The sequence below is a fragment of the Micromonospora sp. CNZ297 genome (assembly GCF_007827625.1).
Map to the genome: position 1 here is coordinate 15,889 of NZ_VISU01000020.1, position 25,862 is coordinate 41,750.

Annotated in this window: 20 protein-coding genes and 1 tRNA gene; 9 read left to right on the plus strand and 12 right to left on the minus strand. The window is 69.1% G+C overall.

Translation table 11 applies throughout. The features are described 5' to 3' along the window. The first annotated feature begins 26 nt into the window (after positions 1-26). Positions 27-683 (plus strand): response regulator transcription factor, encoded by a 657-nt coding sequence (locus FB454_RS27105; RefSeq protein WP_013284915.1) that lies wholly within the window; start codon positions 27-29, stop codon positions 681-683. Then, a complete protein-coding gene (locus tag FB454_RS27110) occupies positions 680-2,083 on the plus strand; it encodes a sensor histidine kinase (protein WP_145823779.1) in 1,404 nt (467 codons plus the stop codon). The genes FB454_RS27105 and FB454_RS27110 overlap by 4 nt, the downstream gene beginning before the upstream one ends. Positions 2,084-2,087: 4 nt before the next feature. Here FB454_RS27110 and FB454_RS27115 read toward each other — a convergent pair whose 3' ends face one another. Together FB454_RS27115 and FB454_RS27120 are read right to left on the minus strand one after the other, a co-directional pair. Next, positions 2,088-3,650 carry a tetratricopeptide repeat protein gene (locus FB454_RS27115; RefSeq protein ID WP_013284917.1) on the minus strand — a complete coding sequence of 521 codons (1,563 nt, stop codon included), beginning with the start codon at positions 3,648-3,650 and terminating at the stop codon, positions 2,088-2,090. A gap of 48 nt (positions 3,651-3,698) precedes the next feature. Further along, positions 3,699-4,169 carry a MarR family winged helix-turn-helix transcriptional regulator gene (locus tag FB454_RS27120; protein WP_013284918.1) on the minus strand — a complete coding sequence of 157 codons (471 nt, stop codon included), beginning with the start codon at positions 4,167-4,169 and terminating at the stop codon, positions 3,699-3,701. A 50-nt stretch (positions 4,170-4,219) separates the two neighbouring features. Here FB454_RS27120 and FB454_RS27125 point away from each other — a divergent pair, with 50 nt between their 5' ends. Both FB454_RS27125 and FB454_RS27130 read left to right on the plus strand, forming a co-directional pair. Beyond that, the gene (locus FB454_RS27125) at positions 4,220-4,741 is read left to right on the plus strand and encodes a VOC family protein (RefSeq protein ID WP_013284919.1); all 522 of its coding nucleotides are present in this window, start codon (positions 4,220-4,222) and stop codon (positions 4,739-4,741) included. 48 nt (positions 4,742-4,789) lie between these two features. Next, on the plus strand, positions 4,790-5,692 hold the full coding sequence (locus tag FB454_RS27130; RefSeq protein WP_145823780.1) for a hypothetical protein: 903 nt from the start codon (positions 4,790-4,792) through the stop codon (positions 5,690-5,692). Here FB454_RS27130 and FB454_RS27135 read toward each other — a convergent pair. Together FB454_RS27135 and FB454_RS27140 are read right to left on the minus strand one after the other, a co-directional pair. Then, positions 5,658-6,176 carry a potassium channel family protein gene (locus FB454_RS27135; RefSeq protein WP_013284921.1) on the minus strand — a complete coding sequence of 173 codons (519 nt, stop codon included), beginning with the start codon at positions 6,174-6,176 and terminating at the stop codon, positions 5,658-5,660. The two genes, FB454_RS27130 and FB454_RS27135, sit on opposite strands and share 35 nt — an antisense overlap. Before the next feature lie 112 nt (positions 6,177-6,288). Then, positions 6,289-6,468: a DUF4236 domain-containing protein gene (locus tag FB454_RS27140; protein ID WP_013284922.1), complete on the minus strand. Its 180-nt coding sequence runs from the start codon at positions 6,466-6,468 to the stop codon at positions 6,289-6,291. A gap of 373 nt (positions 6,469-6,841) precedes the next feature. On the opposite strand from FB454_RS27140, the gene FB454_RS27145 reads away from it, so the two are divergent. Next, the gene (locus FB454_RS27145) at positions 6,842-7,405 is read left to right on the plus strand and encodes a flavin reductase family protein (RefSeq protein WP_013284923.1); all 564 of its coding nucleotides are present in this window, start codon (positions 6,842-6,844) and stop codon (positions 7,403-7,405) included. Beyond that, positions 7,402-8,013: a malonic semialdehyde reductase gene (locus tag FB454_RS27150; RefSeq protein WP_013474585.1), complete on the plus strand. Its 612-nt coding sequence runs from the start codon at positions 7,402-7,404 to the stop codon at positions 8,011-8,013. The genes FB454_RS27145 and FB454_RS27150 overlap by 4 nt, the downstream gene beginning before the upstream one ends. A gap of 1 nt (position 8,014) precedes the next feature. Here FB454_RS27150 and FB454_RS27155 read toward each other — a convergent pair whose 3' ends face one another. Together FB454_RS27155 and FB454_RS27160 are read right to left on the minus strand one after the other, a co-directional pair. Then, positions 8,015-8,470 (minus strand): RrF2 family transcriptional regulator, encoded by a 456-nt coding sequence (locus FB454_RS27155; protein WP_013284925.1) that lies wholly within the window; start codon positions 8,468-8,470, stop codon positions 8,015-8,017. 7 nt (positions 8,471-8,477) lie between these two features. Next, on the minus strand, positions 8,478-9,395 hold the full coding sequence (locus tag FB454_RS27160; protein WP_013284926.1) for a helix-turn-helix transcriptional regulator: 918 nt from the start codon (positions 9,393-9,395) through the stop codon (positions 8,478-8,480). Positions 9,396-9,582: 187 nt separating this feature from the next. Here FB454_RS27160 and FB454_RS27165 point away from each other — a divergent pair, with 187 nt between their 5' ends. Next, the gene (locus FB454_RS27165) at positions 9,583-10,359 is read left to right on the plus strand and encodes a glucose 1-dehydrogenase (protein WP_013474586.1); all 777 of its coding nucleotides are present in this window, start codon (positions 9,583-9,585) and stop codon (positions 10,357-10,359) included. A 75-nt stretch (positions 10,360-10,434) separates the two neighbouring features. On the opposite strand, the gene FB454_RS27170 is transcribed toward FB454_RS27165, so the two are convergent. Beyond that, complete coding sequence (locus FB454_RS27170; protein WP_007457244.1) at positions 10,435-10,866, minus strand: SsgA family sporulation/cell division regulator; 432 nt, start codon at positions 10,864-10,866, stop codon at positions 10,435-10,437. Between the two features lie 273 nt (positions 10,867-11,139). On the opposite strand from FB454_RS27170, the gene FB454_RS27175 reads away from it, so the two are divergent. Beyond that, complete coding sequence (locus tag FB454_RS27175; protein ID WP_174361703.1) at positions 11,140-11,679, plus strand: TIGR02611 family protein; 540 nt, start codon at positions 11,140-11,142, stop codon at positions 11,677-11,679. 50 nt (positions 11,680-11,729) lie between these two features. Continuing rightward, a tRNA-Val gene (locus tag FB454_RS27180) sits at positions 11,730-11,804 on the plus strand. Positions 11,805-12,181: 377 nt separating this feature from the next. Here FB454_RS27180 and FB454_RS27185 read toward each other — a convergent pair. The 5 genes from FB454_RS27185 to FB454_RS27205 all read right to left on the minus strand — a co-directional run bounded on the left by FB454_RS27185 (position 12,182) and on the right by FB454_RS27205 (position 24,946). After that, the gene (locus tag FB454_RS27185) at positions 12,182-13,489 is read right to left on the minus strand and encodes a restriction endonuclease (protein ID WP_205413695.1); all 1,308 of its coding nucleotides are present in this window, start codon (positions 13,487-13,489) and stop codon (positions 12,182-12,184) included. Between the two features lie 232 nt (positions 13,490-13,721). Then, positions 13,722-15,578, minus strand: coding sequence for a DUF1998 domain-containing protein (gene drmB, locus FB454_RS27190; RefSeq protein ID WP_013284930.1), 1,857 nt, complete (start codon positions 15,576-15,578; stop codon positions 13,722-13,724). Further along, entirely contained in the window at positions 15,559-18,726 is a 3,168-nt protein-coding gene (locus FB454_RS27195) for a helicase-related protein (RefSeq protein WP_013284931.1), read from the minus strand. Before FB454_RS27195 ends, drmB begins: the two co-directional genes overlap by 20 nt. After that, positions 18,723-20,243 (minus strand): nuclease-related domain-containing DEAD/DEAH box helicase, encoded by a 1,521-nt coding sequence (locus FB454_RS27200; protein ID WP_013284932.1) that lies wholly within the window; start codon positions 20,241-20,243, stop codon positions 18,723-18,725. The genes FB454_RS27195 and FB454_RS27200 overlap by 4 nt, the downstream gene beginning before the upstream one ends. Beyond that, positions 20,240-24,946, minus strand: a complete 4,707-nt coding sequence (locus FB454_RS27205) for a DEAD/DEAH box helicase (protein ID WP_013284933.1) — start codon at positions 24,944-24,946, stop codon at positions 20,240-20,242. The genes FB454_RS27200 and FB454_RS27205 overlap by 4 nt, the downstream gene beginning before the upstream one ends. Between the last annotated feature and the right edge of the window lie 916 nt (positions 24,947-25,862).

Below are 25,862 nucleotides of genomic sequence, written 5' to 3' on the forward strand. Positions count from 1 at the left end.
TGACCCCATGGTGGCACCCTTGACCGGTGCGGTTGCTGGTGGTGGAGGACGAGACGCGGCTCGCGGCGGCGCTGCGCCGGGGCCTGTCGGCGGAGGGTTTCGTGGTCGACGTGGCGGCCACGGGCCCGGACGGGCTGGACGCGGCCCGGCACGGCGAGTACGACGCGATGATCCTCGACGTGATGCTGCCCGGTTTGTCCGGGTACGAGGTGGTGCGCCGGCTGCGCGCCGAGCAGCGCTGGCTGCCGGTGCTGATGCTGTCGGCCAAGGACGGCGAGTACGACCAGGCCGACGGCCTGGACTGCGGCGCCGACGACTACCTGACCAAGCCCTTCTCGTACGTGGTGCTGCTGGCCCGCCTGCGGGCGTTGCTGCGCCGCGGCGCGCCCCGGCGGCCGACCGTGCTCACCGTCGGCGACCTGCGCCTGGACCCGGCCCGCCGCCGGGTCACCCGGGCCGACACCGAGGTGGTGCTGACCAGCCGCGAGTACGCGCTGCTGGACTACCTGATGCGCCGCCCCGGCGAGGTGGTCTCCAAGACCGAGCTGCTGGACCACGTCTGGGACGCCTCGGTCGACACCGCGCCGAACGCGGTGGAGGTCTACGTCGGCTACCTGCGCCGCAAGATCGGCCGGGAGCGGCTGGAGACGGTACGCGGCGCCGGTTACCGGCTGGCCACATGAGCCGGTGGATACGCGGCCCGCTGCCGCGGCTGGGCCTGCGGGCGCGGCTGCTCGCGCTGGGCGTGCTGGGGCTGGCGGTCGGGTTCGCGTTCGGCGGGACGCTGCTGCTGGGCGCGCTGGGCTGGACGCTGCAACGGTCGGTCGACGAGGAGGCGCTGCGTACCGCCGACGCGGTCGCGTTGCTGACCGCCGAGGACGCGCTGCCGGACCCGCTGCCTGTCGCGGGCGGGCAGTTGCGGGTGCAGGTGGTCGACGCGCAGGGCCGGATCCGGGCCGCCTCGATCGACGCGGACCGCCTCGTGCCGATGCTCGGCCCGGACGAGCTGCGTCCCGGGCAGCGGCAGCGGCTGGTGGTCGACGGGCGGCGCGCCGGCATGCCCGGCCCGGTCCGGGTGGTCACGGTGCCGGCCGGCACGGCGCAGGAGCCGCGTACGGTGCTGGTCGCCAAGTCGCTCACCGACGTGCGGCACAGCCTGCACGTGGTCCGCAACCTGCTGCTCGTGGGCTTCCCGCTGCTGGTGGCGGGGCTCGGCGTGGTGGCCTGGCGGGTGGTGGGCGCGACGTTGCGCCCGGTCGAGCAGTTGCGCAGCGGCGCCGCCGAGATCACCGGGCGGGCCGGGGCGGAGCGGCTGCCCGTACCGGCCGGGCAGGACGAGATCCACCGGCTCGCGGTCACGCTCAACGACATGCTGGACCGGCTGGCCGCGTCCCGGGACCGGCAGCGGGCGTTCGTCGCCGACGCCGCGCACGAGCTGCGCAGCCCGCTGACGAACATGCGTACCGAGCTGGAGGTGGCCCGGCGTCTCGGCGGCGACACCGACTGGCCGGCGGTCGCCGACGACCTGCTCGCCGACACGGAGCGGCTGAGCCGCCTGGTGGACGACCTGCTGCTGCTGGCCCGCCTCGACGAGCAGGACGCCCGGCCGTCCCCGGTCGGCCCGGTGGAGCTGGGGGAGCTGCTGCGCGGTGTGGCCGCCCGCTACCCGTCGCCGCCGGTCCGGCTGACGCCGCCGGACGCGCCCCGATGGGTGGAGGGGGACGCGGGGGAGCTGCGCCGGGTGCTGGTGAACCTGGTGGACAACGCGCTGCGGCACGCGTACTCCGCCGTGGAACTGGCCGTGAGCGGGCCGGACGGGGCGTACCACCTGATCACGGTGACCGACGACGGGCCGGGCATCCCGGCGGCGGACCGGGAGCGGGTGTTCGCCCGGTTCACCCGGCTCGACGACGCGCGGGCCCGCGACGCGGGCGGCGCGGGCCTGGGCCTGGCCATCGTGCGTGAGCTGGTACGGCGGGCCGGCGGCACGGTGGAGCTGGCCGACGCGACGCCCGGCGCCGCCGCGCCGGGGCTGCGCGCGACGGTACGGCTGCCCGCGCTGGCCGAGCCGGACGCGGAGTGAGCGGTCAGCGGCGGCGCTTGGTGCAGACCGGGCCGGTGCGCGCGACCGTGTCGGTGGACCAGACGAGTGCCACAGTGAAGCAGTAGTCGGTGGTGCGGTCGAGCCCGTAGGCGATGTAGTCGGCCGACCCGGCGGGCAGCGTCGCGAACGTGCCCTGCGGCTGCCCGGACCGGCCCCCGGCGACCACCACCGGCCCTTCCGCGCCGGCCGGGTACGTCCAGCTCAGCACGATGCTGTCGCGTCGGTCGGTGAGTGTGAACCTTCCGGGCGGCGTGCCGGGCTTGGCGGCTGCGGGAGTGGACGGCACGGGACCGGCGGAGGTGGGCGGCGGAGCGCTGGTGGCCGGTGGCGGGGCGTCGCGGCCGTCGTCCACCCGGGACACCCCGGCGATCACCGCGACGGTGCCGAGCAGCAGCGCCACCGCGACGCCGAGCACCACGAGCGGCAGCCAGGGCCGGGCGCGCCGCTCCGCGACGGGTGGCCGGGGCACGTGCACCGGCAGGTAGCGCGACGGCGGCTCGGGCGGGGGCGGCGGCACGCGGCGTACCCCGGCCTGGTCGTCGGCGAGACCGACCACTGTGGGCGGCAGCGGGTCGGCGTCCGGGCGCCACGGCTGCTCGGCCGGCTCGTCGGGCGGCCACGGGTAGTCGTCGAACCCGTCGGCCTCCGGCGCGGTACGCGGCGTCGGCACGTGCGCGGTCTCGGCGGCCCGTCCGGGCGGGTGGTAGAGCGGCGTCTCGACCGGTTCGTCGAGCGCGGGCGGTGAGTACGGCGGCAGGTCGTGCGGCCCTTCGGCGGGCGGGGGCACCCGGGCGGCGGGCACCACAGGCGTGGTGCGGGCGGGCGGCGGCTCGGGAGCCGGGGCGGGCGCGGGGCAGACGTGGTCCGGGTCGGCGGCGGCGCGGGCCAGCCCGGCCACCTGCGCGGCGAGCGGGTCGTCGGAGTCCAGGTGCAGCCGGCACAGCTCCTCGGCGAGCGTCAGGTGCTCGTGCGAGTCGGCGTACCGGCCGCAGTCGCGTTCCATCGCGCCGAGCTTCGCCAGCATCTTGATGCCGCTGGGGTGGCCGTCGCCGTAGACCTCCCGGTGCAGCTCCCAGGCGTCCTGCAACCGGTCGCGGGCCACCTCGCACTGGCCGCGCGCGTATTCCACGGTGGCCAGGTCGGCGTGCGCGGCGAGCACCCGCTGCGACTCCGGGCCGTCGCGGGCGGTCAGCTCGATGATGACGTCGGAGTAGAGCCGGGCCGCCCGGGCGTCGCTGCCGACCCGGTGCAGCACCGCGGCGAGCGTCGCGGCGGCGGTGACGGTGCGCTCGTCGGAGCGCCCGAACAGCCGGGTGGCTGCCGCGTACGCGAATGCGGCCCAGCCACGGGCGGAGTGCGGCTCGCCGAGCGCGACCAGCACCCGGGCCTGGAGGCCGGCTGCCTCGGCCAGCTCGGCGGAGGCGTTGCCGGGTCGGGGATCCGCGTCGCTGAGCGCGTCGGCGAGCAGCCGTTGCGCGCCGTCGAGGTCGCCTTCGGACACCAGTTGGTGCGCCTGGACGGTCAGGTCAGCGAAGCCGGAGGACACGCCCCATCGTGCTCGTCCGGCGACGGTATGTACAAGACCCGCAGTGGATCAGTTTGGTCCCGAATCCGTCAGGTGGTCGGCGAGCGTCTCGCTGATCCGGCGGAGCTGGTCGACCTGGGCCGGGCTGAGCGCGTCGAACAGGTGCCGGCGTACCCCCTCGACGTGGCCGGGCGCGGCGGCGGCCAGGGTGGCGAAGCCCTCGTCGGTGAGTACGGCGACCTGCCCGCGCCGGTCGGTGGGGCAGTCCTCCCGGCGGATCCAGCCGGACGCCTCCAGCCGGGCGGCGGCGTGCGACAGCCGGCTGCGCGAGGAGCCGGTCAGCTCGGCCAGCTCGCTCATCCGCAGCCGCCGGCCGGGGGCCTCGGAGAGGCGGACAAGGATCTCGTAGTACGCGTGCGGCATGCCCGCGTCGTGTTGCAGCTCGCGGTCGAGTGTCTCCATCAGCGCCCGGGAGGCGGTCAGGAAGGCGCGCCAGGTCCGCTGCTCGTCGGGGTCCAGCCACCGGGTCATGACGCCCATCATAGCGCCGATAGTTGAACGCTCAACAAAACCGGGGTACGGTCGGTGGCATGGGCATCCACCGACTCAACCACGCCGTCCTCTACGTCAGTGACCTGGAGCGCAGCGTCGCCTTCTACAGCGACGTGCTGGGCTTCCGCCGGGTCCCGATGACGCCCGAGGGCTTCCGCGGCGCCGCCTTCCTCCAGGCGCCCGACTCCACCAACGACCACGACCTCGGGCTGTTCGAGATCGGCGCGGCGGCCGGGGCGTCCCAGGCCGGCCGGGCCACCGTCGGGCTCTACCACCTGGCCTGGGAGCTGGACACGCTCGACGAGCTGGGCGCCACCGCCGAGCGGCTCTCCGCCGCCGGAGCGCTGGTCGGCGCGTCCGACCACGGCACCACCAAGAGTCTCTACGGCCGCGACCCGGACGGCCTGGAGTTCGAGATCGTCTGGATCGTCCCGGCCGACCTGCTGGACGACGCCGCGCTCGCCGCGCGTACCCGCATCGGGCGGCTCGACCTCGACCGCGAGCGGCAGCGCTACGGCGGGCAGACGCGCGGCGGCGTGGGCATCTCCGTCCCGGTCTGAGCGGGGTTCACGGCCGGGCCCGCCGCGCCGTGCGGTAGAAACGGCACCATGTCCACCGACGCCGTTCTGCGCGAGTTGCTCGTCCGCCGGCTCGACCACTGGCTCCCCGCCGCGCTGCACCGGGCGCGGCGGGCCACGCTCGCGCTCGCGTACGCCGGAGGTGACGCCACCGGCGCCGAGGAGGCGTTGCGGGTGGTGGCCGAGTTCGCCGACCGGCTGCGCGGGCGGCGGCTGACCGTGCTGGTCGTGGCCGACGACGGCACCGACCTGCCGGTACGCCTCGGCGCCGCCGAGGCCGCCCTGCCCGCCGACGTCGCCGTGCACCTGGTGCCGGGCGGCCCGGACCGGCTGCCGGTGGCGCTCAAGGCGGCCGGTGCGGCAGGTGCGCCGCTGCTCACAGTGGCCGACGGCGCCGACCCGGACCCGGCCCTGCTCGCCGCCGCCGCGTCCGGGCGCCCGGCCGAACTGCTGCTGGTCACCGCGCCCGGCCGTTCGCTGCGCCCGGCGCTCACCGACGCCGGGTTCCCGCTCGTCACCGAGGTCGAGCTGGTGCCCGACGGGGACGGCCCGGCACGGCTGCTCGGCTACGGCACGGTCTCCGACCACGGGCTGGAGGCGGTCAAGGAGGCGCTCTGGGCGGTCGACGAGTACGCCGGTGTGCGCTACCGCGACCCGGCCGACCCGCAGGGCCAGCTGCTCGACATCTCACTCGACCCCGAGCCCGGTCCGCTGCGCCGGGAACTGCTGGCCGAGCTGGCCCGCTCCGGCCCGCGTACGGTCACCGAGCTGCGCCGCTTCGCCACCACCTCGACCGTCTACCGGGCCGCCGACGTCAACCGGGCGCTGACCTCGCTGCTCGCCTCGGGCGCGGTGACCCGCGACCCGGAGCACGGCCGGCTCGGCGGGGACGTGACGATCAGCGCCGTCCCGACCGCTGGGTCATCTGCTTGACCACTATCGACGCCCCGGTGGCGACCACACCGATGCTGAACACCATCTGCGCGCACACCGCCACCCGGGCGATCTGACCCTGGGCGTGCACGTCGCCGTACCCGACTGTGGTGAGCGTCGCGAGTGCGAAGTAGAGCGCGTCGACGCGGGTCCGCAGGCCGACGAACTCCCCGGGCCGGGTGTTCGCCACCACGTAGTCGCCGAGCGCGAAGACCAGCAGCCCGGCGATCAGCGCGACCGCGAGCCGGGTCAGCGCCCGGTCCTCGTCCCGGCCGGTCGGCTGGTCCCGGACGAGCTGGCGGCGGACCTGGCCGGTGACCAGGAACGCGATCACCCCCACCAGGACCGCCGTGCCGATCGAGCGCAGGGCCAGCCGCAGGCCGTTCGGATCGGCCTCGACCGGCACCAGGAAGTAGCCGACCAGCATGAGGGCGCAGGCCGCGACGGCCCGCCGTCGCAACCGCCGCAGGGACACGTCCGCCATGCGGCGATTCTCCGGTCACCGGAACGCCGTGGTCGGCGGAACCGCGAACCCGGCCGGTACGACGATCGGGGCGCCGGCGTTGTCGCCGGCGCCCCGATCCACGTCCGGGTGGTCAGGCCCGGGTCTTGTCCTGCTTCCAGGACAGCGGCCCCGGAAGGTCCACGCGGTGGGCGCGGGTGTTCGAGTTCCAGGACCAGCGGCCGATCTTGATGCTCCACGACGAGAAGCCGTTCTGGGTGAAGTGGAGGATCAGCGGTCCGTACTTCTTGCGCTTGCGGAACTGGACGCCCATCGGGGGTGCCTCCTTCGTCTCCCTGCCTCTGCGATCTGGAACATGCCCGGATCGACGATTCGCGAAACCATGCCCGGTCCGCTCTGGACGGTGGGACCGTCACCCGGCAAAATCTCTATCCAACGGGTAGGTGTTAAGGAGTCGTAAATGCTGGTGGTGGCGGGTAGTAACAATGCCAGCGACGAAAGTCTCACTCTTTGGAAGGGCGTTGACCGGCGCGGAGAGCGGTCGGCAGCATGAGTGCTGGTCGCCCCGCATCGCATCCCTCATCCGGGGGTATCGGGAGAGAACACCGTGCCGCCGCTGCTACCCCTGGACTGGAGGCTCTCGTGGACCGGTTGCACTCACCGTCGCGCCGACAGCTGGTGGCGTCGTGACCACCGTGGACCGGCCCGGCGCCGCCACCGTCGAGCTGCGCCCGGTCGACGTCGACTCGTTCCGCGGCCTGCTGCGCCGCCAGGCGTCCACGGTCACCGTCGTCACCACACCGGGCCTGCGCGGCAACCGGATGCGGCCGGACCTGCCGCCGGCCGGCTTCACCGCCACCTCGTTCACGTCGGTGTCGCTCGACCCGCCGCTGGTCTCGGTCTGCCTGGGCCGCGCGTCGTCGAGCTGGCCCACAGTCGAGCAGGCCGAACACGTCGCGGTGCACCTGCTCGCCTCCGGCCAGCAGGAGATCGCGCAGATCTTCGCCACCAGCGGCATCGACCGGTTCACCGCCCACCCGGGCTGGACCATCGGGCCGTTCGGCGTGCCGCTGATCGGCGACGCGCTCGCAGTGCTGCTGTGCCGGGTCGTGCGCCGGATCGAGGCGGGCGACCACACCATCCTGCTCGGCGAGCCGCTCGCGCTCGGCGCGGGTGAGGACGGCGACCCGCTGCTGCACCACCGGGGCGGCTACACCACCACGCTCGGCGACTGGCCCGAGGCGTGGTGACCGCCGCCGCCGACGACCTGATCGCGCTCGACCGGGCCGCCCAGGACCTGCTGTTCCGGGCCGCCCGCACCGCCAACGCGTTCACCGACGAGCCGGTCGCCGACGAGCAGGTCCGCGCCGTCCACGACCTGATCCGGTACGGCCCGACAGCGATGAACGGCCAGCCGCTGCGGGTGCTGCTGCTGCGCTCCGCCGAGGCACGGGCGCGGCTGCTGCCGTACGTCAGCGCCGGCAACCGGGACAAGACGGCGACCGCGCCGCTGACCGCCGTGCTCGCCGCCGACGTGGACTGGCACGACCGGCTGCCCGAACTGTTCCCGCACCGCCCCGGCGCCCGCGACTGGTTCACCGGCGACCCGGCCGGCCGGGAGGCGCAGGCCCGGTTCAACGCCGCGCTCCAGATCGGCTACCTGCTGGTCGGCGTACGCGCCGCCGGGCTGGCCGCCGGACCGATGGCCGGATTCGACGCCGCAGGCGTGGAACGCGAGTTCTTCCCCGGCGGGCGGCACCGGGTGCTGCTGCTGATGAACATCGGCCGCCCGGCGCCGGACGCCTGGCGGGAACGGCTGCCGCGCCTGCCCTACGAGGAGGTCGTCGGCACGCTGTGAATCAGCGCGGCTCCCACGCGTCCGGCTGCGCGGTCAGCTTGCGCACGTGCGCCGGCAGCCGGCCGCTGACCAGCTCGTCCAGGCTCACCTCGTCGACCACCCGGCGCACCGACGCGCGTACCGCCACCCAGAGGCGGGGCAGGTTCTCCGCCGCCCCCTCGTACCGGGTCTCCTCGGGGCGCAGCCCGCGTACCCCCGCGAGCGGACCGTCGACGGCGCGCAACACGTGCCCGATGGTGATCTCCCGCGGCGGCCGGGCCAGCGTGTAGCCGCCCTCGGCGCCGCGCTGGGCCCGGACGACCCCGGCCCGGCGCAGGTCGGCCAGCACCGCCTCGAGGAACTTGCGCGGCATGTCCTGCTCCGCCGCGATGGCCTGGGTGGACAGCAGGGTGGGGTACGCGGTGGCCAGGCTCAGGGCTGCCCGGACCGCGTAGTCGCCGCGCGCGGAGATCTGCACAGTGCCATCATGCCTGGCCGCCCGGCACGGGGGAGTCGGCGGGCGGCCGGGGTCGCACCAGACGGACGGCCAGCGGGCGCTCGCGCTCGGCCCGGAACGTCCCCGGGCTCACCCCGACCTCCCGGGTGAAGAAGCGGCCGAAGTTCGTCGGCTCGGGAAAACCCAGCTCCCGGCCGATCGCGGCGATCGACTCGTCGGTGGCGGCGAGCAGCCGGCACGCCTGCAACGCCACCCGCTCGTCGATCACCTGCTTGGCGCTGCGGCCGGTCACCGCCAGGCAGGCCCGGGTCAGGGTACGCACCGAACAGCCGATCTGGGCGGCGTAGTCCTCCACCCGGCGGGTGTGCCGGTAGCCGCGTTCCACCTCGCGGCACAGCCGCCGGAACGTCTCCGTCTCGGCCCGGGGCGTCGCGCCGTCGCCCGGATGCGGCAGCAGGCTCAGCCGCAGCAGCAGCACGGCGAGCTGGTGGCGCAGCAGCGCCGCGGCGGCCGGCACCAGCGCGTGCCGGTCGGCGTCCACGGCGAGCTGGCTCACCTCGCTGATCACCGCGTCCTCGTCCTCGCCGGCGAGCTGACGGTGGGCGGGCACCGCGTCCGGGTCGACGTCGAGGCCGCGCAGCGCGTCCGGCCGCCAGCTCACCACAGTCGCGTCGAGCTGGGCGCCGACGAACCGCAGCGCCTGGCCGGGATGCGCGCGCAGCAGCGTGCCCGGACGGCAGGGGACGGGCCGGAAGTCCAGCTCGGCGGTGCCGTGGCCGTGAGTGACCAGGATCAGCAGATCGCGGTCGAGCAGGACCGGGCGGGGCCAGCCGGGCTCGGCGGCGAGGTCGCCGAGCACACCGGTGACGATCTCGTCGGTGCCGGGGCGGAACTCCGGCAGGCCGGTGCGGGTGGCCGGGGAGGGCTGACCGGTAGTGACCATCATCCCGACGGTAACCGGCCCGCGCGCACGTTGCATCTCGACGGTTTCACCCGCTCGGGCCGCTCTTGTCGGCAGCCGAGCCGGACGGTTAGGTTACCGATCGGTAAGACCCGGGCCGGCGTGCGCTCCGCACCCGGCCACGCGGCCCCGGCCGACCGGCCCGCGGCCGGAAGACGGCGATGGGATGGGCATGACGGATCTGTTCTCGGTCGACGGCAAGACGGTCCTGGTCACAGGCGGCTCACGCGGGATCGGGCTGATGATCGCGCGGGGCTTCGTCCGGGCCGGCGCCCGGGTGATCATCTCCTCGCGCAAGGCGGACGTGTGCGAGTCGGTCGCCAAGGAACTGTCCGCCGAGGGCCACTGCGAGGCGATCCCCGCCGACCTCGGCAGCGACGCGGGCGCGCTGGCGCTCGCCGAGGCCGTGCGAGAGCGCCACGACCGGCTCCACGTGCTGGTCAACAACGCGGGCGCCACCTGGGGCGCGCCGCTGGAGGAGTACCCGGAGGGCGCCTTCGACAAGCTCTGGGCGGTGAACGTCAAGGCCGTCTTCCGGCTCACCACCGCGCTGCTGCCGCAACTGCGCGCCGCAGCAGGCGCCGACGACCCGGCCCGCGTGATCAACATCGGGTCGATCGACGGCATCCGGGTGCCGTGGATGGAGGTGTACGCGTACTCCGCCACCAAGGCGGCGGTGCACATGCTCACCCGCGGCCTCGCCCACCAGCTCGCCGGCGAGCAGATCACAGTCAACGCGATCGCGCCCGGACCGTTCGAGAGCAAGATGATGGCGTTCGCGCTGGACGACCCGGACTCGCGCGCGGCCATCGAGCAGCAGGTGCCGCTGGGCCGGATCGGCCGCCCCGAGGACATGGCGGGCACCGCGATCTACCTGGCGTCGCGGGCGGGCGCATACCTGACCGGAGCGGTCATCCCGGTCGACGGCGGGATCACCACGCGCGGCTGAGGGCGTACCCCCGGTTGGAGACGGCCCGGGGCCGCGCGGACTCGGCAGATCCGCGCGGCCCCGGGTGTCGCCGTGTCAGCGACCGGCCAGCAGCCGGTTCACCGCGGTGTCGACGTCCAGGTGCTCGGCCTCGCGGCCGCGCGGGACGACGACGTAGGTCCGGCGCAGGAAGCGCACCAGCACGCTGCGCGGAACCTCGAACAGGGCGTTGCCGTCCGGCGACGACAGCGCCAGCGCGACGAAGTCGCCGCGCGGGGTGGCCCACGGCCAGACCCGCACATCACCGATGCCAGCCGGCTCGTCGAGCCCGGTGACCAGCAGTTCGCGAGCGAACGACCAGCTCACCGCCTCGCCGCCGGCGGACTCGGCATGGAACAGGACATGGACCGCATACGGGTCAGCAGGGTCGTAACGCAGACTGGCGCGCACCGGCAAGGCGGTGGCGTCAGGCGCGACGAGCCTTAGCGACGTCTCGACCTCTACGGTCGTCGGTCGGATGACACTCATGGACGTTCTCCCCCCGGCACCGCTGCGGAACGCGCGTGTCCCGCTTTTCCCATACTCAGGTGCTGCTCCTGGCTACGCTCCGCCATACGCTGACTTCACCCAGTGGTGGGAAGGGGTTCCGAAAGCCCCCGGGACCGCGTGGCCCCGCGTAGAATTTCGGGTTCCGCCCACTCCGTCGTTCCGCCCGGCAACGGGTGGTTCAGTCGTCGACTTACTCCGGTAACGTCCAGTCGTGAGCAGGGGTGACGGTCCCGCGCGACACTGGGGGTGGAAATGGTCACGAGGGGCTCCTCGGTGACGTCGCGGACCACGGCCGAATCGCCGAAAGGTGCGGCCCGAGCAGCCGAAAGTCGGGGGTACGAGGTGCCGGTGGAAGGGCGGTCGCAAGGCGCTCTCATGGAGCAGCGCCGGCGGCGACGGGGCTGGCGCGGGCGCCTGCACACCACGCTCGACCTCATCCGCGCCAACCCCACCGGCCGCGTCGCCCTGAAGATCTTCATCGGCATCCTCGGTGCCATCGTCGTCACAGTCGGTGTCGCGCTGATCCCGCTACCAGGGCCCGGCTGGCTGCTGGTCATCGCCGGCCTCGGCGTCTGGGCGGTCGAGTTCCACTGGGCGCGACGGCTGCTCGCGTTCACCCGCCGGCACGTCAACTCCTGGACGCGCTGGGTGAAGATGCGGTCGCTGGGCGTGCGCTTCGTGCTCGGCGCGGTCGGGCTCGCGTTCGTGTCGGTGGTGGTGTGGCTGTCGCTCAAGTACAGCTTCGGCATCGACGTGGTGGCGGAGGCGCTGCACTACCTCGCGACGCACTGAGGGCCGGTTTTTGGTCCGGGCGGGTGATCGGGTAGAGTCATGCGCGCTGAGGGCGATTAGCTCAGCGGGAGAGCGCTTCGTTCACACCGAAGAGGTCACTGGTTCGATCCCAGTATCGCCCACCATGAATATAGGCAGGTAGGAAGCCCGTAGCCGGAATCACCGGTAACGGGCTTCTCCGCTGTCGCCCCTTAAATTGGGAGCAGATTGGGAGCAGGGGCCTGGCGAGGCAGTGAGGGCCGTCCGTGTCTCCTGAAGATCGCTCGTCGGTGGGAGCGCCCGGCGGCGGGTGTTCTCGTCGCGCGTCTGCGACTGTCTGCTGTCTGCTGTCTGCTGTCTGCTGTCTGCTGTCTGCTGTCTGCTGTCTGGCCAGTTCCTCATCGTACGGCTGGGTCACTTCGGAAGCCATGGCCGAGTTCTTGGCCGTGCTGTTGGCGGCTCCGACGCAAGCGGCTGCCGCTCTTTCCTGGCACCGTGGAGCGCCAGCCGCTTGGTCGTAAAACTAGAGGGAAAGGATCTCCTCGGGCCGGCGTGAGGTGACGGCCTCCTCGTAGCCACTCGCAAGCTCGCTGAGGAATGTGTTCAGGTTGCCTCCGTGGCTGTCGCTGGCCATGCGGCGTACCTCCTCGGCGAGCCGGCGTCCGTCGATCAGCACGATGGGATACTGGTCATCCATCATCTCTTCTTGGGCGTTTCGGCTGTAGTCGCTGATGGTTACATAGGCTCCAATCCAACCGCGGCGCAGTCGTGCAACCACGCGGGCTAGCTCTTCGGCGCTCACGGACTTGTCGAGACGGCATTTGGCTTGTCCGAGGACGACGAGCGAGGTAATGGCATCTTCGCTGCCTACGTCTAGCCGCCCAACGAAGTCCACCCCCCTGTCTCCGCTTCCCCGTGTTAGCCAGCCCTCGTGATAGACGGCTCCCTGGCCGCGGAAGACACGGGCGGCGACCCGGGCAGCCAGCAGTTCGAAGCGATGCTGCCGGCCTTGGTAGAACTCGTAGATGCGTCGGAGGATCTGTGCCTCGACGCTGCCCGCCTCAGGCCGCTGGTCAGACTTGGAGCGCACTCTCGACGTCGCGACCCGACGACGGAGGCGAGGCAGGATCGGATCGCCGTGCTCGACCCAGCGTCGCCAAGAGCGGGGCGCGTGCCGGTGTGTCTCCTGTAGGGACAGCCCTGGGTCGCGCCTGTCGTCAATCCAGCGCCAGTCGATCGCTTCTGCTTCTTCTGCCAGACTGAGCACCGTCAGGTCGAAAGCGTAGTTGGCGAAGCTTTGGCCGGTGGACGGGTCGCGTTGGACGACGTGTTCCAGTCGGTCGAGCACGGCGACGCCGCAGAATTCGATGTACCCCTTCAGGGCGCGACCCACGGAGACGGAACGGAATAGCAGCAGGGGCGGGGCGGCAGCACGGGTCTCGGGCGTGCTGCCTCGATGCTGCGGCCACGCCTCCAAGAGCGCCTTGTTTCCCGTCGTGCTTCCCAGAGGGCCGTCGGTGCTGACCTTGTGGTCGCCGAAGTAGCGAACATGCCCGTGGTCTAGGTCAAAGACGTCGTGCCACGGCGTGTCTTCACCGCCGGCCTTCCATGGACTAGACCGCAGCGCGATGACGGGGCGCCGCTGTCGCCCCTGAGCGCCGATCGATCGCACCGGGTTGATCCCGCTCTCCAGTAGGACACGCGTCCCGATCGGTCCGGTCGACAGGTAATGCAGGTTCGGGTAGCCATCGGCGATAGGCAGATCGATAGCTACGCGCCCGTACCTGAGCACCGCGTTCATTCGCATCAGGCGGGGGAGAGACGTGATCACGCCATGTATTCTGCCGCGTGTTACGTGGCCGAGGAACAACGGGCTCGCGTCCCCGACAGCTCCTGGCCAGCAGTCGGATCGCCGTAATCAATGGCAGTTCCGGGTCCTCAGCTAACTTGAGCTTCAACCCGCTGGGCGGCGGCATCGACCCCGGCTGATCATGAGGACAGCCCTTGATCGATCATTCCTCTTGTCGAGGGGAGAAGATCGCAAACCAAGGGCTGTCCGGTGATCAGTGTGCACGATGCCAGGACCCGGCCCGGTTCAGCGCCTTGGTGGCTTGCTGGTCCACCAGTCCTCTTACCTGATCCAGGACGTCGTCGAGCAGGCCGCGGACGTCCCCGCCGCCGAGGACGAGCTGACGGTCCAGCAGCCGGTTGGCGGTCTCGCATGATGTCTCGCTGACGAGCGCGCATCCGTGGCAGGCGGACAGGTTCAGCTGGGATACGCCTTGCCGGTCGCTTTCGATGCATACGGGGTCGTTCGAGCAAACGTCCGCGTCCCCGAGAGCCGCCAGCAACAGCGGAAGGATCCGATCGGGTTCGCCGAGGCGAACGAGGCCGCCGAGTGTGCCCTGTGCGTCGCCGGCGGCCGTGTAGATGAGGATGCCAGCGGTGTGATCGGGACGATCGGTGTTGGCGTAGATGCGTTCCTGGAGGGAGGCGGAGGAGTAGCCGCTGGCGAAGGCGAGCCGTCGGATCAGCAGGTGCGCGATGGTGTGCAGCGCTATGTATCGCGGCTCCGGGACGTCGAGTCGGTCCGCCCAGGGGCTGCTTTCGCGCCGATCGATCAGGATCCTCGCGCGGGCTTGCACTTCGGGTCGGCTCTCCCATGCGGCGATGCGGGCCTCGTCGAAGCGGAGGAAGATTCCTTCACCGAACATCTCGACGGCGGGAAACACCGGTCTTCTCTTGCGGTCTGGGCCGAGGTCCGCGCTGATGAAGTCGGCTTGGGCCGTGTGGCGTCTGAAGCCTTTGAGCGCGCGTACCTCGCGTACGCGCCGAACCTGGCCGACGGCTACCAGCCCGTCAGTGAGGGCGGGGGGCCATGCGCTATCAGATCGGATCCTCCAGCCGTCGACGATGAAGTCGCCGCCGCTGTGGTCTCTTCCGTTGTCGAGCTTTTTCAGGAACGCGGCCCATTCGCCGTCCTTCAGCTCCAGGAGCGGGGCGTCGTCGGGCTCGTCGTCACCCGCGGCCAGTCGCAGCACGTCGTCCTTCGAGACGCCGAGCTCGTCGGCGATCCAACCGGCCACCATGTCCGCCTGCGGGCCGCCATTGTCCGCGACGACCTTCTCGAAGTAGACGTGGCTGCGGATCTCGTCCTTCTTGCCAATGAATTGCGGTACCTCCTCAGGTATATCGAGCGCCGAGAGCCGCTCCGCCATGTAGTTACCGGTGGCGCCGCGCTGGACGGCCTTAAGGTGGTGCTCGCACGGGTCTCCGGTGTTCTCGTTCTCCCATGGTTGCTTGCCGTCGCATCGGAGGCCGTCGCGGTGTAACGAGTCCTTCCCTGTCAGATCGGACAGGGCGCGGTCTCGTTTGCAGCCGTTGCAGACGACGCGGAGTGATGTCAGGCCTTCGCCGTGACGCGAAGAGCGGACGAACCGGAGTTCCTTGTAGGCGCGGCAGTGCCGCACTGCCTCGGTCATGCCGGCGTCGTGCCCACGGTGCGCCCACTTGAACCAGTGGATGTCTTGCAGGTGGCTGCCCTGCTCGCAGACCGCGACGTACCGCATCGGTACGAGGGTGCCGCCGCAGTCACACTTGTTGGTCCAGCGGCCCTTGTGCTTGCCGGTGAGCATGGACAGCTTCGTGCAACGCTCGCAGAACCGCCATTCGGGGAACCGGAAGTACAGCAGACTCGCCGTCTCCTTGGCCGCTCGTCCGGCGTGTGCCGGTGGCTGCCGCAGGACAGCCCCATGCAGTTTCGCCGAGAGGCGCTCGCAGCTGATCTTGGGAGCGCGTTTGCGGTCCCACCAGGAGGTGTCGGGTGCGATCAGGGACTCACCGCGCACGTCGACGACTGCGCCCACGCCGAAGGGGCTGATCGTCTCGGACAGCCGTAGGTCATGCACGATGGGTTCCATACCGCACCTCCTCCATCGGCTCGCGTACATGGACGGCGACGTTCGGTTCGACCGAGCGCATCGAGTCGGCGACCAGCCAGCCCTCGCCGCTCTGCTCAAACCGTCTGAGAAGGGCCGGCTCGTCCGCCTTGCCACGTTCGTATCGCAAACTCGTGCCTTCTTCTCGCGCGGATCTGGCGCGGCGGTCCCAATCACGCAGCAGCCGCCACAGCTCCTCTTCGGTCTCGTCGGCCTCGAGGCGATCCGATCGGCTGACAAGAGAGACGAAGGTGTCAACCAGGTGTTCGATCGTGTGGCACATGTCCTCGTCGTCGAGGTCGAGGCGAGATGCCGCGTCGTTGGCTGCCAGAGCCTTGATGGAGTGCCGTAGGAGCGCCACCAGGGCGCCACGTATGGAGCGAGCACGAGAGGCCAGCGACCAGGGTGTCACGCTCGTCGGTTCGACGTTGCGATAGAGGGCTTCGTGGTAGCCGCGGAACGTCTCGAAATGCGATCGGTCGCGTGCCCGGTTCGACCGGAACAACGTCGTGACTATGCCGTTGTTGCGGCCACGACCGACGCGGCTGGTGGCCTGGATGTATTCGGCGGTGGTCTTCGGTTGGCCGACCATCAGCATCAGCGCGAGGCGAGGGATGTCGATACCCACCGACAACATGTTGGATGACAGCACGACGTCGACGGCCTGATCGGTCTTGTCGATGCTCTGCGCGAGTTCCCGCAGGTCGTTGGGAAGCTCCTCCGGTCCGCGGCGACTGGTCAGTTCGAGAACGCGGTCGGCGCGCACCCGCCGGAACGGCAGCTTCAAACGGTCGGCCCGTGGTTCGAGTCGTCCGTTGACGTCGTCGACGATCAGGGTTCCCGTGCGGCCGAGCTCGCGCAGGCTGTTGTGATACATCACTGCGGTCCAGTAGGAGTCGCGCGTCGCGCCCGTGTCCTGCCTTTGGGCGAGGACCTCCGGAATCTCGATCAGCGGAGCGGCCGTGGAGATGACTGCGGACACCTGAGACAGCGACTGCGGCATGAGACCGACGTAGAGGCGCCCTTCACCGCTCTCAACCGGTTTGGAGAAGAAGGTCTGATCCCCGTCGAGGCCTGCCGGTGGGTAGAGGGCGACGGCACGCCCGTACAGTCCCTGCACCTGTTCCTGTGACGCGCGGATGGTCGCGGTCGATGCGATGACCTTTGGTGGCGTGCCGGATCTGCTCAGCAGCATCTGGATGACGGCGTCGAAGACGGCAACCGTGGTACCGAGTGGTCCCGACAGCAAGTGCAGCTCGTCCTGGATGATCATCGACGGCTGCCGGAACGGTGTGTCCAGGCCGAGCAGTGTTCCAGCGTTGGGTCGGAACTGCAGGCGTGCGAACTTGTCGACGGTGGCGAGCAGGATGGTGGGCGGTTCGTCGTAGAGGACCTCGTCGACGACGGCGACGGGGAGCTCGTCGTGGAACGGACAGCTCCCATCGGTGCAGTGGATGACGACGTCCCTGCCGACGAGCCGCATCCCGTACAGGGTCTTGTCCGCGGACTGTTTCCTCGGCACCAGCGCGGCGCCACACCACGGGCAGCCCTCGACCTGAAAGCTGTTCGCCTCCTCCGGCCGTGCGGCCTTGTGCAATCGGTTGAGTGCGGCCTTCGCATCGGTCCTCGTGCCCGGTGTCACCTCGTTACCCACCCACAGGCCGATGGAGAAGCGGGCCATGCCCTTAGCTCGGCCGCCGTCACGGCGCAGCAGTTCCATCGCGCAGATCAGCGACGCCGCCCGTTGGAACTGCTGGGCGGTGAGCAGCCGCAGCGTGTAGCGGGTGATCACCGCGGTGCCGCCTCCTGCGACACCGTGCGCGAGCCGTCGACGGAAGATCTCGATCGCTGCCAAGCCCAGGTATGCCTCCGTCTTGCCTCCGCCGGTGGGGAACCAGATCAAGTCGACCACTTCCCGGTCGTCGTGGGTTTCGTCCACGGTCGATGCCAGAGCCACCAGCAGAAAGCCGAGTTGAAACGGGCGCCATTGCGGCTCGCTCGGATCTCTGTCGTCACGCAGCGCCGTCTGACGCATTTGTAGTCGCATGGCCGCCATGCCGAGCGAGAAGGCCGTTCTCAGCGTCTCCTGCCGGGCGTCGCGGAGCAGGTCGACACCGGCCCGCATCCGGTGAAGAGCCGCGCGGGCGCGGTCGGTGATCGCTCGTGCGACGTGGGCGTCCGCGCCGAACGCGCTCGTAGAGTTCTCCTGCTGCTGGACCCATACCTCGAATGCGGTGACGAAGGCGTCGAGCGACGGTAGGACCTCGTCGGGGTGTGTGTCGATCCGTGCGAGATGGTCGAGACCCAGAGCCTCGGCCTCCGCGGTCCCCGCTGCGAACCCGGTCGTCGCGACTGCGGGCACCACGAACGCGGGCACGGCCTCGAGGCGGACCGCCGTACAGCCGTTCCCGGACAAGTCCCAGTCCGCGGCCATTCCGTGTCCGACGGCGTAAACCTTCTTGTCCCTGAACCGCAGCCGTAGCTCCGCCGCCTCACTGTCAAGGCTGACCGCGGTCGACCCCCGATACTCCAAGATCCGACCGTCGACCGCGGGTTCGACCCTGAGCGCCACCTGGAACAGCATCGATTCGATGTCGAGCCGGTCGTTCCCGGTGGACTGCTTGCGTATCCGAACGTGCACCGTCACCAGATGAGCGTCGCCGTACCGGCGCCACCGGGACCCGACCTCAATCGGAACCTCGCCCGCCTGAAGCTCGTGCAGTGGCCTTTGAGGGCCGAGTTCGATCGCGTCGAGTCGGAACGGCTTGCGCTGCCAACGCGGGGGCCCGTCACCGGTGACGGGCTGATAGGTGCCACCGGACAGATCACAGGTCACAGCGGACCGGTCGGTGACGAAAGAGATCGCAACCGAGGACGGCCGCCATTCCTCGGCGAGCGGCACACCGGCGCCGTCCTCCTCCACGTCTCCGGCGGGCACATCCGATTCGAGCGGCGCGCCGAACGGCGGTTGATCCGCGACCGGCGCCGCCGAGGCGATCGGGAACAGCATCCCGACGGCGTACTGCCGGTCGGGCCGGTTGGTGAGGATCTCCTCCTCACCGGAGTCCGGACCGACGTATGCGTGGCGTAGATGCGTCAGTGCCGCGTCTTGTGCCTTGGTCAGGGTCACTTCTTCACCAAACGCTGTCGGACCAATTGTTGGAGGCGCCGCCGGTCGTCCTTGGTCACCAATATGTCCAGCGAGACACGCGCCCGGGTCACTGCCACGTAGAAGGCGGCGGTGCCCGCATCGTCGAAGGACTCGGGCAGGTCGCACAGCACGACGCTCTCCGCCTCGAGGCCCTTGGCGTACCGAGGGCTCGTCAGAGTGAAGCCTTGCGGCGTCACGGTCGGCGCCGCCGTGGAATCGGTCTTGATGATCCAGATGTCCTTGCGTCGGACACCGTCGGCCACCAGTTGTTCCGCCACGGTCTCGGCGGCGGCGACAGCGGCCGCACCGTCAGAGGTGTGCCACCGGACCTTCTCGCCGTGGACGATGCCTGGATCGCCGACATCCGCGCCGAGGTATTCCTGAACCATGTGCACGATTGCTTGCGTGTTCCGGACGTTGAGTTCGAGGTCGACCGAGAGGGCCTCGGAGGCGACGAGCTCGAACACGTCGTCGTCGAAGCCGCCGTCGACGTGTGACTGGTTGTTCGAGTCGAGGAACATCCGCCAACGGCCGCGGTCGCGTCCGCCGACGACGACCGCGTCGAGCCGGTCCATCATCTCGGCATCCATCAGATCCTGTGCCTCGTCGATGAAGACGACGTCGTACACCTGGTCGGACGTCAGTTGCACGAATGGCAGGACCGCGATGTCACGGCTGGCGACGTGCGGCGCGAAGAATTGCAGCAGCTCCGGCGAGTGGAAGGTGATCAGCACGGATCGGCCTTCACCGGACTCCTGCTTCGCGGCCTCGACCAGCACCAGGGATTTACCCGTGCCGGCACCACCGAACACCATGACCCGGGGGTTGCGGGCCAACGCGGCCAACACCCGTGCCTGGCCGGCGGTGGCACGGTTCTGCTCCTCGATGACCGCACCCCGCTGCGCGTCGATCACCGGCATCCTGGTGAACTCGCCGAACAGACGTGTACGCAGATCATCGGCACGGGCGATCCGTTGGCCAGCGGGTGGCCTGCGGGCGGCACCTGTGATCGTGTCGAGAGCCTGAGTCAACCCCTCGACCGTCATTTCGTCCTTGGCCAACCAGTGGCTCGGCTGCCACTCCACCGAGTGTGGCGGTGTATCGATGTCCGGGGTGATGACAACGGCCTCATGCGCGAACCAACCGACTCCCTCCTCCCGCAGGATGTCGCGCAGGGCGTACATCGCCGACTGCGCCTGCTCCATCGGCGAGCTCGACAGCTTGTGCCAGTCGTTGCGGCGGTCGACGCTGTACCAGACGCCGTCGTGCCTCCTGACCCCACCGCCTTTGACCTCGACGACGATCAAGCATTTCTTCCACAGCACGACGAAGTCCGCCTCGGCCTGCTGCTTGTAGGCGTGCGAGCGCAACTTCACGGAGTAGAAGGCGACTGCGTCCAGATCACCGGTCGCCTCTCGTAGTAGGCGCGCCACCCGACGTTCGGCGTCGCTCTCGGCGTTCTTGACGATGTCGGTCAGGTCGGGAACGAGGATCACGGCTGATGCTCCTGCCAGAGAGCCTCGTACTCGCGGTATCCAAGCATCTCGGTGAGATCACCGAAGTTGTCTGCCATGTCCACGATGAGGCACTCTTCCTTCCCGCCGTTCTTTGGTCCCCGCAGACCGCGCCCGGCCATCTGGATGTAGGCGTTGGGACTGAACGTCGGACGCGCGATGTACAGCGCTCGGACCCCGGGGGCGTCGAAACCCTGAATCAGAAGGTCGCAGTTGGCGAGAACTCTGATCTGACCGTTCTTGAACTTCTCGATGATGTCGCGGCGCTCCTGCCTACCGGTCTGCCCGCTAACGGCCGCAGCGGTGACGTCGCGATACCGCAGGGTCGCCGCTAGCACCTGTGCTGAAAGGACGTTCGGGGTGAATACCAGTACCGGCCAATCCGGGTCCAGGCTCAGAATGTGATCGACGAGTACCGACATGCGGGCCTGGTCCCGGCCGATGCGATCCATGACGGACTGCTTGAGCCTGCGCAGGCTCGTGGCGTCCTTGCGCTCGTCCGGCTGCAGATCGACGTGGATGCCCGGCAGTACGCGGTGTCGGACCCGCGCCAGCACACCGAGTTCGGCGAGCCTGCGGTAGGCGTTGTCCTGCTCGAACGCCTCGAGTTTGCGGCCACCGAAACGACTCACGAGCGCCTTGGTGGCGGACTCGGAGGCGCCCTTAAACGGTGTCGCGGAGAGTCCGACCAACGGGCGTTCCCAGCCACGGCCGGCCACGCCCAGCCAGTTCAGAATCCGGGTGTACCGCTCGGATCCACCGGCCCGGTGCCCCTCGTCAATGATCACGGCGGAGGCCTGCCTCAGCCAGTCGTAGTCGGGGTCACGGATAACGCCGACGTCGAGTTCGGCGTCGGTGGCGACGATGAAGCTGAACTCCGTGTCCGGCTCGTGAACGTCGTTGCCCTCCCATAGGCGTCCGATTGTCAGTGGACGCTCGTCCCCCAGGCCCCGCCAGACCAGGCTGGTCGTCTGCACCGCCTGCTCGCAGAGCTCCTGCGACTGCGCGATCCACAGGACGGGACCCTGGAGGCGGCCCTCCATGAACAGGCGCAGCACGGTCTCCGTCGCGACGCGCGTTTTTCCTGCCCCGGTCGGGAGTTCCACCATCGCCTTGAGGTGACGACCGCTCGCCTCCCGCAGCGTGAGGACGTCGCGGAGTTGGGCGCTGATCTTTTTTTGGAAGGGGTGCAGTTCGTTGAGCTTCACCGCACCGGGGACGACGAACTCCTGGGGTTGACGTTGATTCCGGCGTCCCGCGTACTCGGGACCGAACCCCATCTTGCGCAACCAGGAGATCGTGGTAGAACGGCCCGCCCACTCGGTCGGTACGTCGGTGAAGCCCTCCCGTCGGAAGTTCTCCGCGAGCTGTTTGATGGAGTCCGAGCCGTAGACCGTCAGGAACAGCTCGGCGACGGAGGTTTCGTCGTGGATCAATTCCTGAGCCTCGAGTGCCTGCCACAAGCCGGTCGGCAACGCCTCCTGCAGGTCGTCCGGACCGAAGTAGATGTCGAGCCGTTCGGCGTCGTCCCGGGCGGCCTTGGCACGCTGACGCAGCTCTTCGAGTTTGTGATTTAGACCGGTCTTGAGGACCTGCTCACGTTCGGCGCTGGTCAAGCGCAGGTCGAACGCGTCGTTGACGAACGAGAGCAGCCGCGGCTGATCGGCATCACTGCGAGCAGTGAGATTCAACCCGTCGAGATGCCAGTCCAGAGCCTGGTCCTCGACGCCGTCTTCCGTGGTCACCCTCTTGATGATCTGGACTGCTCGGGTCAGAGTCGCGTTTTCGACCTTCCTCGCTACGGTCGTCGTGCGCAATCCAGTGAAGACGTCGACGATCGGCACCGCGTCCTGCTCGCCCTCGACCATGATCGAGAAGGCGAAGCTGTCTTCGAACCGGCGACATCCGACCACCTCTACCAATTCCGAGGTCTGCTCGGGCCGAGCGCGAAGGTAGGGACGCTGACGCGAGGAGAGGAACGCCTCCTGCTCGTCCGACGTCGCGAGGTACACCGCACCGGGGGGCCTTGACTCGGTTCGGCGTCCGATCTTGGCGGGGATCGTCGGGGCATGCGCACCGGGATAGGCGATCCGTGACACGGCGAGGGTGAAGTCGACGAGCACGTCGTCGGAGATGCCCGGCGGGAACAGCGGCTCGGCGAGCGCCTTCTTCAGTACAGGACCGGGCACCGTCGCGAGTTCATTCGGCAGTTCCAGCGTGTCGGCGACCTGTGACGGTCCCCGGAACAGCGGAAGCAGTCTCTCGTAACGGACCAGTGACGGCGCGGCGACCTCGCAGGGCGGCAGGTAGCCACGGGTCGTGTGGACGAGTCCAGCGTTGTCTGCCGCCCATCGCACGGGCGAGTGCACGGTGTAGGTGACGCCCGAGTCGACGTCCTCGCACGTCCAGGTGAGATCCCCGGCCTGCAGCAGCGCGGTGGTCCAGTGCGCACGCAGTTGGGCCGAGGCGCTGGCGTCTCGCAGGACGAACAGCATGGAGAACGGTCCCGGCCCGGCGCCGTGGAGCAGTTCGACACGTTCGACAGGACGCTCACCCGGACCCTGTAACGCGTTGACCTGCTCCAACAACCATCCGAGGTAGTCCTCCAGGCGCGATTCGTCCTCGACGGGGTAGCTCTTTACCGGATCACGGACGACGCCGAGAGCATGGGCCGCCTGTGGCAGACAGCGCTTGCGGTCCAACGCCCTGACGCCCGGCACGTCGGACACGTCGACATCGACGTCGATCACCTGGCTCGCCCATGCCCAAGCTCCGTCACGCGTCGGCACCTTGACCGTGTCCGAGTGACCTTCGAGAGTCTTCACCGCGACGTTGACGGGCAGTGCGGTCACGGAATCCCAGAGCTCCGTGTACTCCCGATCGCCGGCGGTCGCAGGGAGCTGCGCGATACGCGCGGTGAGAATGGCCAGAGGGTCGAGGTCTCGGAACCCCGCCTGCCGCAGCAGTGCCTCAACGCCGGGTTGGGAGAGGAAGCCAGGGAGGACGAAGACGGACCTCTCGAATTCGAGGCCCTCCTCCCGGCGCAGGAAGACCGCCGTGCTGTCGTTCAGCGCTCGCAGGCCGCCGGTGGTCGGGATCACTTTGGCGTTCTCGACGCCTTCGATGTTGCGCTGCTTGCATACGAACCTGAAGGCGTTGGCAGCCGACACTGGATCGGCCCCCTCCGCCCACTCCCGCAGCCAAGATAGGATCCCACGCTTCGGCATGGCCGCCAACGTCCGCTTCATGTCGTTCTCGGTGGCGTCCAGCTGATTGCCGTGCGCGGCCGCGAACAGCTGGCGCAGACGTGTGATCCGCTGCTGCAAGCTGTAGCACTTCCAGTGCGGAACGTCGGATCCAGTGTTCGGAGAGATGATCCATGCCTCGTGAACAGTCTCGGAGACGCCGATCGTGAAGTCCAAGGGCTTCAGGGTCTCGGCCCGAGTCAAGCGTCCCGACGCGTCAGGAACGAGTTCCCGTCCAATCGACTTGTGAGGGACCTGCCTGCAGAGGACCTCGTCACCGAACGAGAGCTCTTCCTGACCCCGTGCGGGCAGATAATCAAGATGCGCGGCCGGATCCTCCACCGTGCGCACGCGTGTCACCATCTGCACGAACATTTCCGCAAGCGTTACGAGCATCTCGCGGTTGTAATCGTTTCGGAGCAACGTCGTCCGGTCGTCGTTCACGCTCCACGGCGCGTTGAACAGGGCGGAGGCCGACGTCTTGTCCTTCAGCGGGAAGTAGGACCAGAATTGGCCAATCTGATACCGTCTGCCGCGCCTCTTAGGGATCGCGACGGTAACTTTGACCTCCGATCGCGAGACCGCCTCGCCGACCTGGCGTCGAGCTTCCGCGGACGGCGCATGCATCCGGTCCTCGACGTACCACTCCTCGTACTCGCCGCCGGAGCGCTCGATCTTGAAGAGGCCGTCACCGAGGTTACGGGAGGTGTGAGTCGCCTCGAAATGATCGGCACCGAGGATCCGGAGGCGCACCTCCCTGACGGCCCCGACAAACAGAAGGAAGTGCGACGAGAACTCTATGATCTCCTTGCGAAGGCGAGGAATGCTCGACACGTTGGGAAGCTTGACGATGGTGGCGGCCCACTCGGCCAAGCCGCGGAGCACAGGATCGTGGCCGAACGCTGCCATCGCGTCGATCGTGGTGGCTGTACGCAGCGCAGGGTAACGCTTCGCACCGGAGCCGACTTCAGCGATGGCGGAGCGCGCTTCAGGCGAGTTGAACTCGAACGACACGGAACGGCTGAAGACCTGCGGCGTGTTCGAAACCGCCAAGACGGACTTGAACCCAAGGCCGAATCGCCCGATCTCGTCCCCACGTTTGCCGCTCAAGTGGGCATGCGTGATGGCGGTGAGCCCTCTCTTGGAGAACGGGCGTCCGCCGTTAGCGCAATAGAGGGCACCCCCTACCGAATCCAGGACGATCTCGACCCGGCCCGTATTCTCGTCCGAGTCGGTGTTCCCCGCCATGGCATCTGCGGCGTTCTGGACGAGTTCGAGGAGAGTCCGATTGGCGTATCCGCCGACTCGGATAGACTCCTCGTGATTGGCGTGCTCCGTCAGTAAGTCTGGCTTGACCCGGTAGGACTCGATAGTGCTGTCAAACAGGGTCTTCACTTCCTGCGCCAGCGCTGGTTCAGGCGCCCAAAGCTGCTCGATCACGATTGACTAGCACTCCCCAGGCTGTGGTGCCACCCGCACCCACTCAGACCGGTGGTATCCGCTTTCACGCCCGCACCCAACGTGGTGACGAAGCCAACCGACCGGTGAACGCGCGGATTGAGGACAGTGCGCACGATGGCTTCACCCCGTTCTTACAGCCAAAGCATGGTATCCGACCGCAAGAGGTTAATCGTTGCGATAGTGAGCAGCACTTCAGCCGTTCGGCTGATCTTTCTGGACCATGGTTATACTTATCGCCACAATAGCGGCGATGCGGACAATTCTCCTACGTGTCATTGCTCGGTGATGATTTGACCCGACAGTCTTGTCGATGGCTCATTGAGGTTCTGCTTCGGTTGAGAGTCATCTGCGATTAAAGAATTCTGCGTTTGATGCAGTGTCTCCAGGAATAGTGCCCGATCGAATGGCACCTCTAGGTAGCCTGGGTTGCCGGTCCGGTGGCGTCTGCTCGGCAGGACGCGAAAGCCGCGAACCGGCGACGACAATATCGTCGAGGACTGCGTACTCCTGTAAAACTGTCCACCGGAGCAGCGGAAACGTGAGCGCAGTGAATGAGTGCCGTCGCCTGCTGCGCGGCTCCTCGTGGCTGATTGTCGTGCCGAAGGAACTCGCCGCGCAGATCGGGAGCCAGCGGCCCCAGGCACGACAGAAGCCTTCTGTCGGATCGATGAGTCACCCGGGGGTGCGCTGCGGCTGCATGCTACTGAGCGCTTCGAGGACTACCGCGCCTTACCGCGAGACTTCCCGCCACCAGGAACGATGTATTGGTGGTTCGCCCGGCGGCGTGATGATCAGGTTGCGTCCACGGGAGTGGTGTACGACTTGCCCGTGATGGGCGTGTTGCGTAGATGAGAGACGGCCATCGCGTCGATCCTTCAAGACGACCAAGTCAGAG

Bases quoted from the DNA above. Each gene is read 5' to 3' on its own strand.
- FB454_RS27135 (WP_013284921.1), bottom strand. From the start codon at position 6,176: ATGGCGGACGTGTCCCTGCGGCGGTTGCGACGGCGGGCCGTCGCGGCC.
- FB454_RS27175 (WP_174361703.1), top strand. From the start codon at position 11,140: ATGGTCACGAGGGGCTCCTCGGTGACGTCGCGGACCACGGCCGAATCG.
- FB454_RS27130 (WP_145823780.1), top strand. From the start codon at position 4,790: ATGTCCACCGACGCCGTTCTGCGCGAGTTGCTCGTCCGCCGGCTCGAC.
- FB454_RS27160 (WP_013284926.1), bottom strand. From the start codon at position 9,395: ATGATGGTCACTACCGGTCAGCCCTCCCCGGCCACCCGCACCGGCCTG.
- FB454_RS27110 (WP_145823779.1), top strand. From the start codon at position 680: ATGAGCCGGTGGATACGCGGCCCGCTGCCGCGGCTGGGCCTGCGGGCG.
- FB454_RS27170 (WP_007457244.1), bottom strand. From the start codon at position 10,866: ATGAGTGTCATCCGACCGACGACCGTAGAGGTCGAGACGTCGCTAAGG.
- FB454_RS27140 (WP_013284922.1), bottom strand. From the start codon at position 6,468: ATGGGCGTCCAGTTCCGCAAGCGCAAGAAGTACGGACCGCTGATCCTC.
- FB454_RS27165 (WP_013474586.1), top strand. From the start codon at position 9,583: ATGACGGATCTGTTCTCGGTCGACGGCAAGACGGTCCTGGTCACAGGC.
- FB454_RS27120 (WP_013284918.1), bottom strand. From the start codon at position 4,169: ATGGGCGTCATGACCCGGTGGCTGGACCCCGACGAGCAGCGGACCTGG.
- drmB (WP_013284930.1), bottom strand. From the start codon at position 15,578: ATGGAACCCATCGTGCATGACCTACGGCTGTCCGAGACGATCAGCCCC.
- FB454_RS27125 (WP_013284919.1), top strand. From the start codon at position 4,220: ATGGGCATCCACCGACTCAACCACGCCGTCCTCTACGTCAGTGACCTG.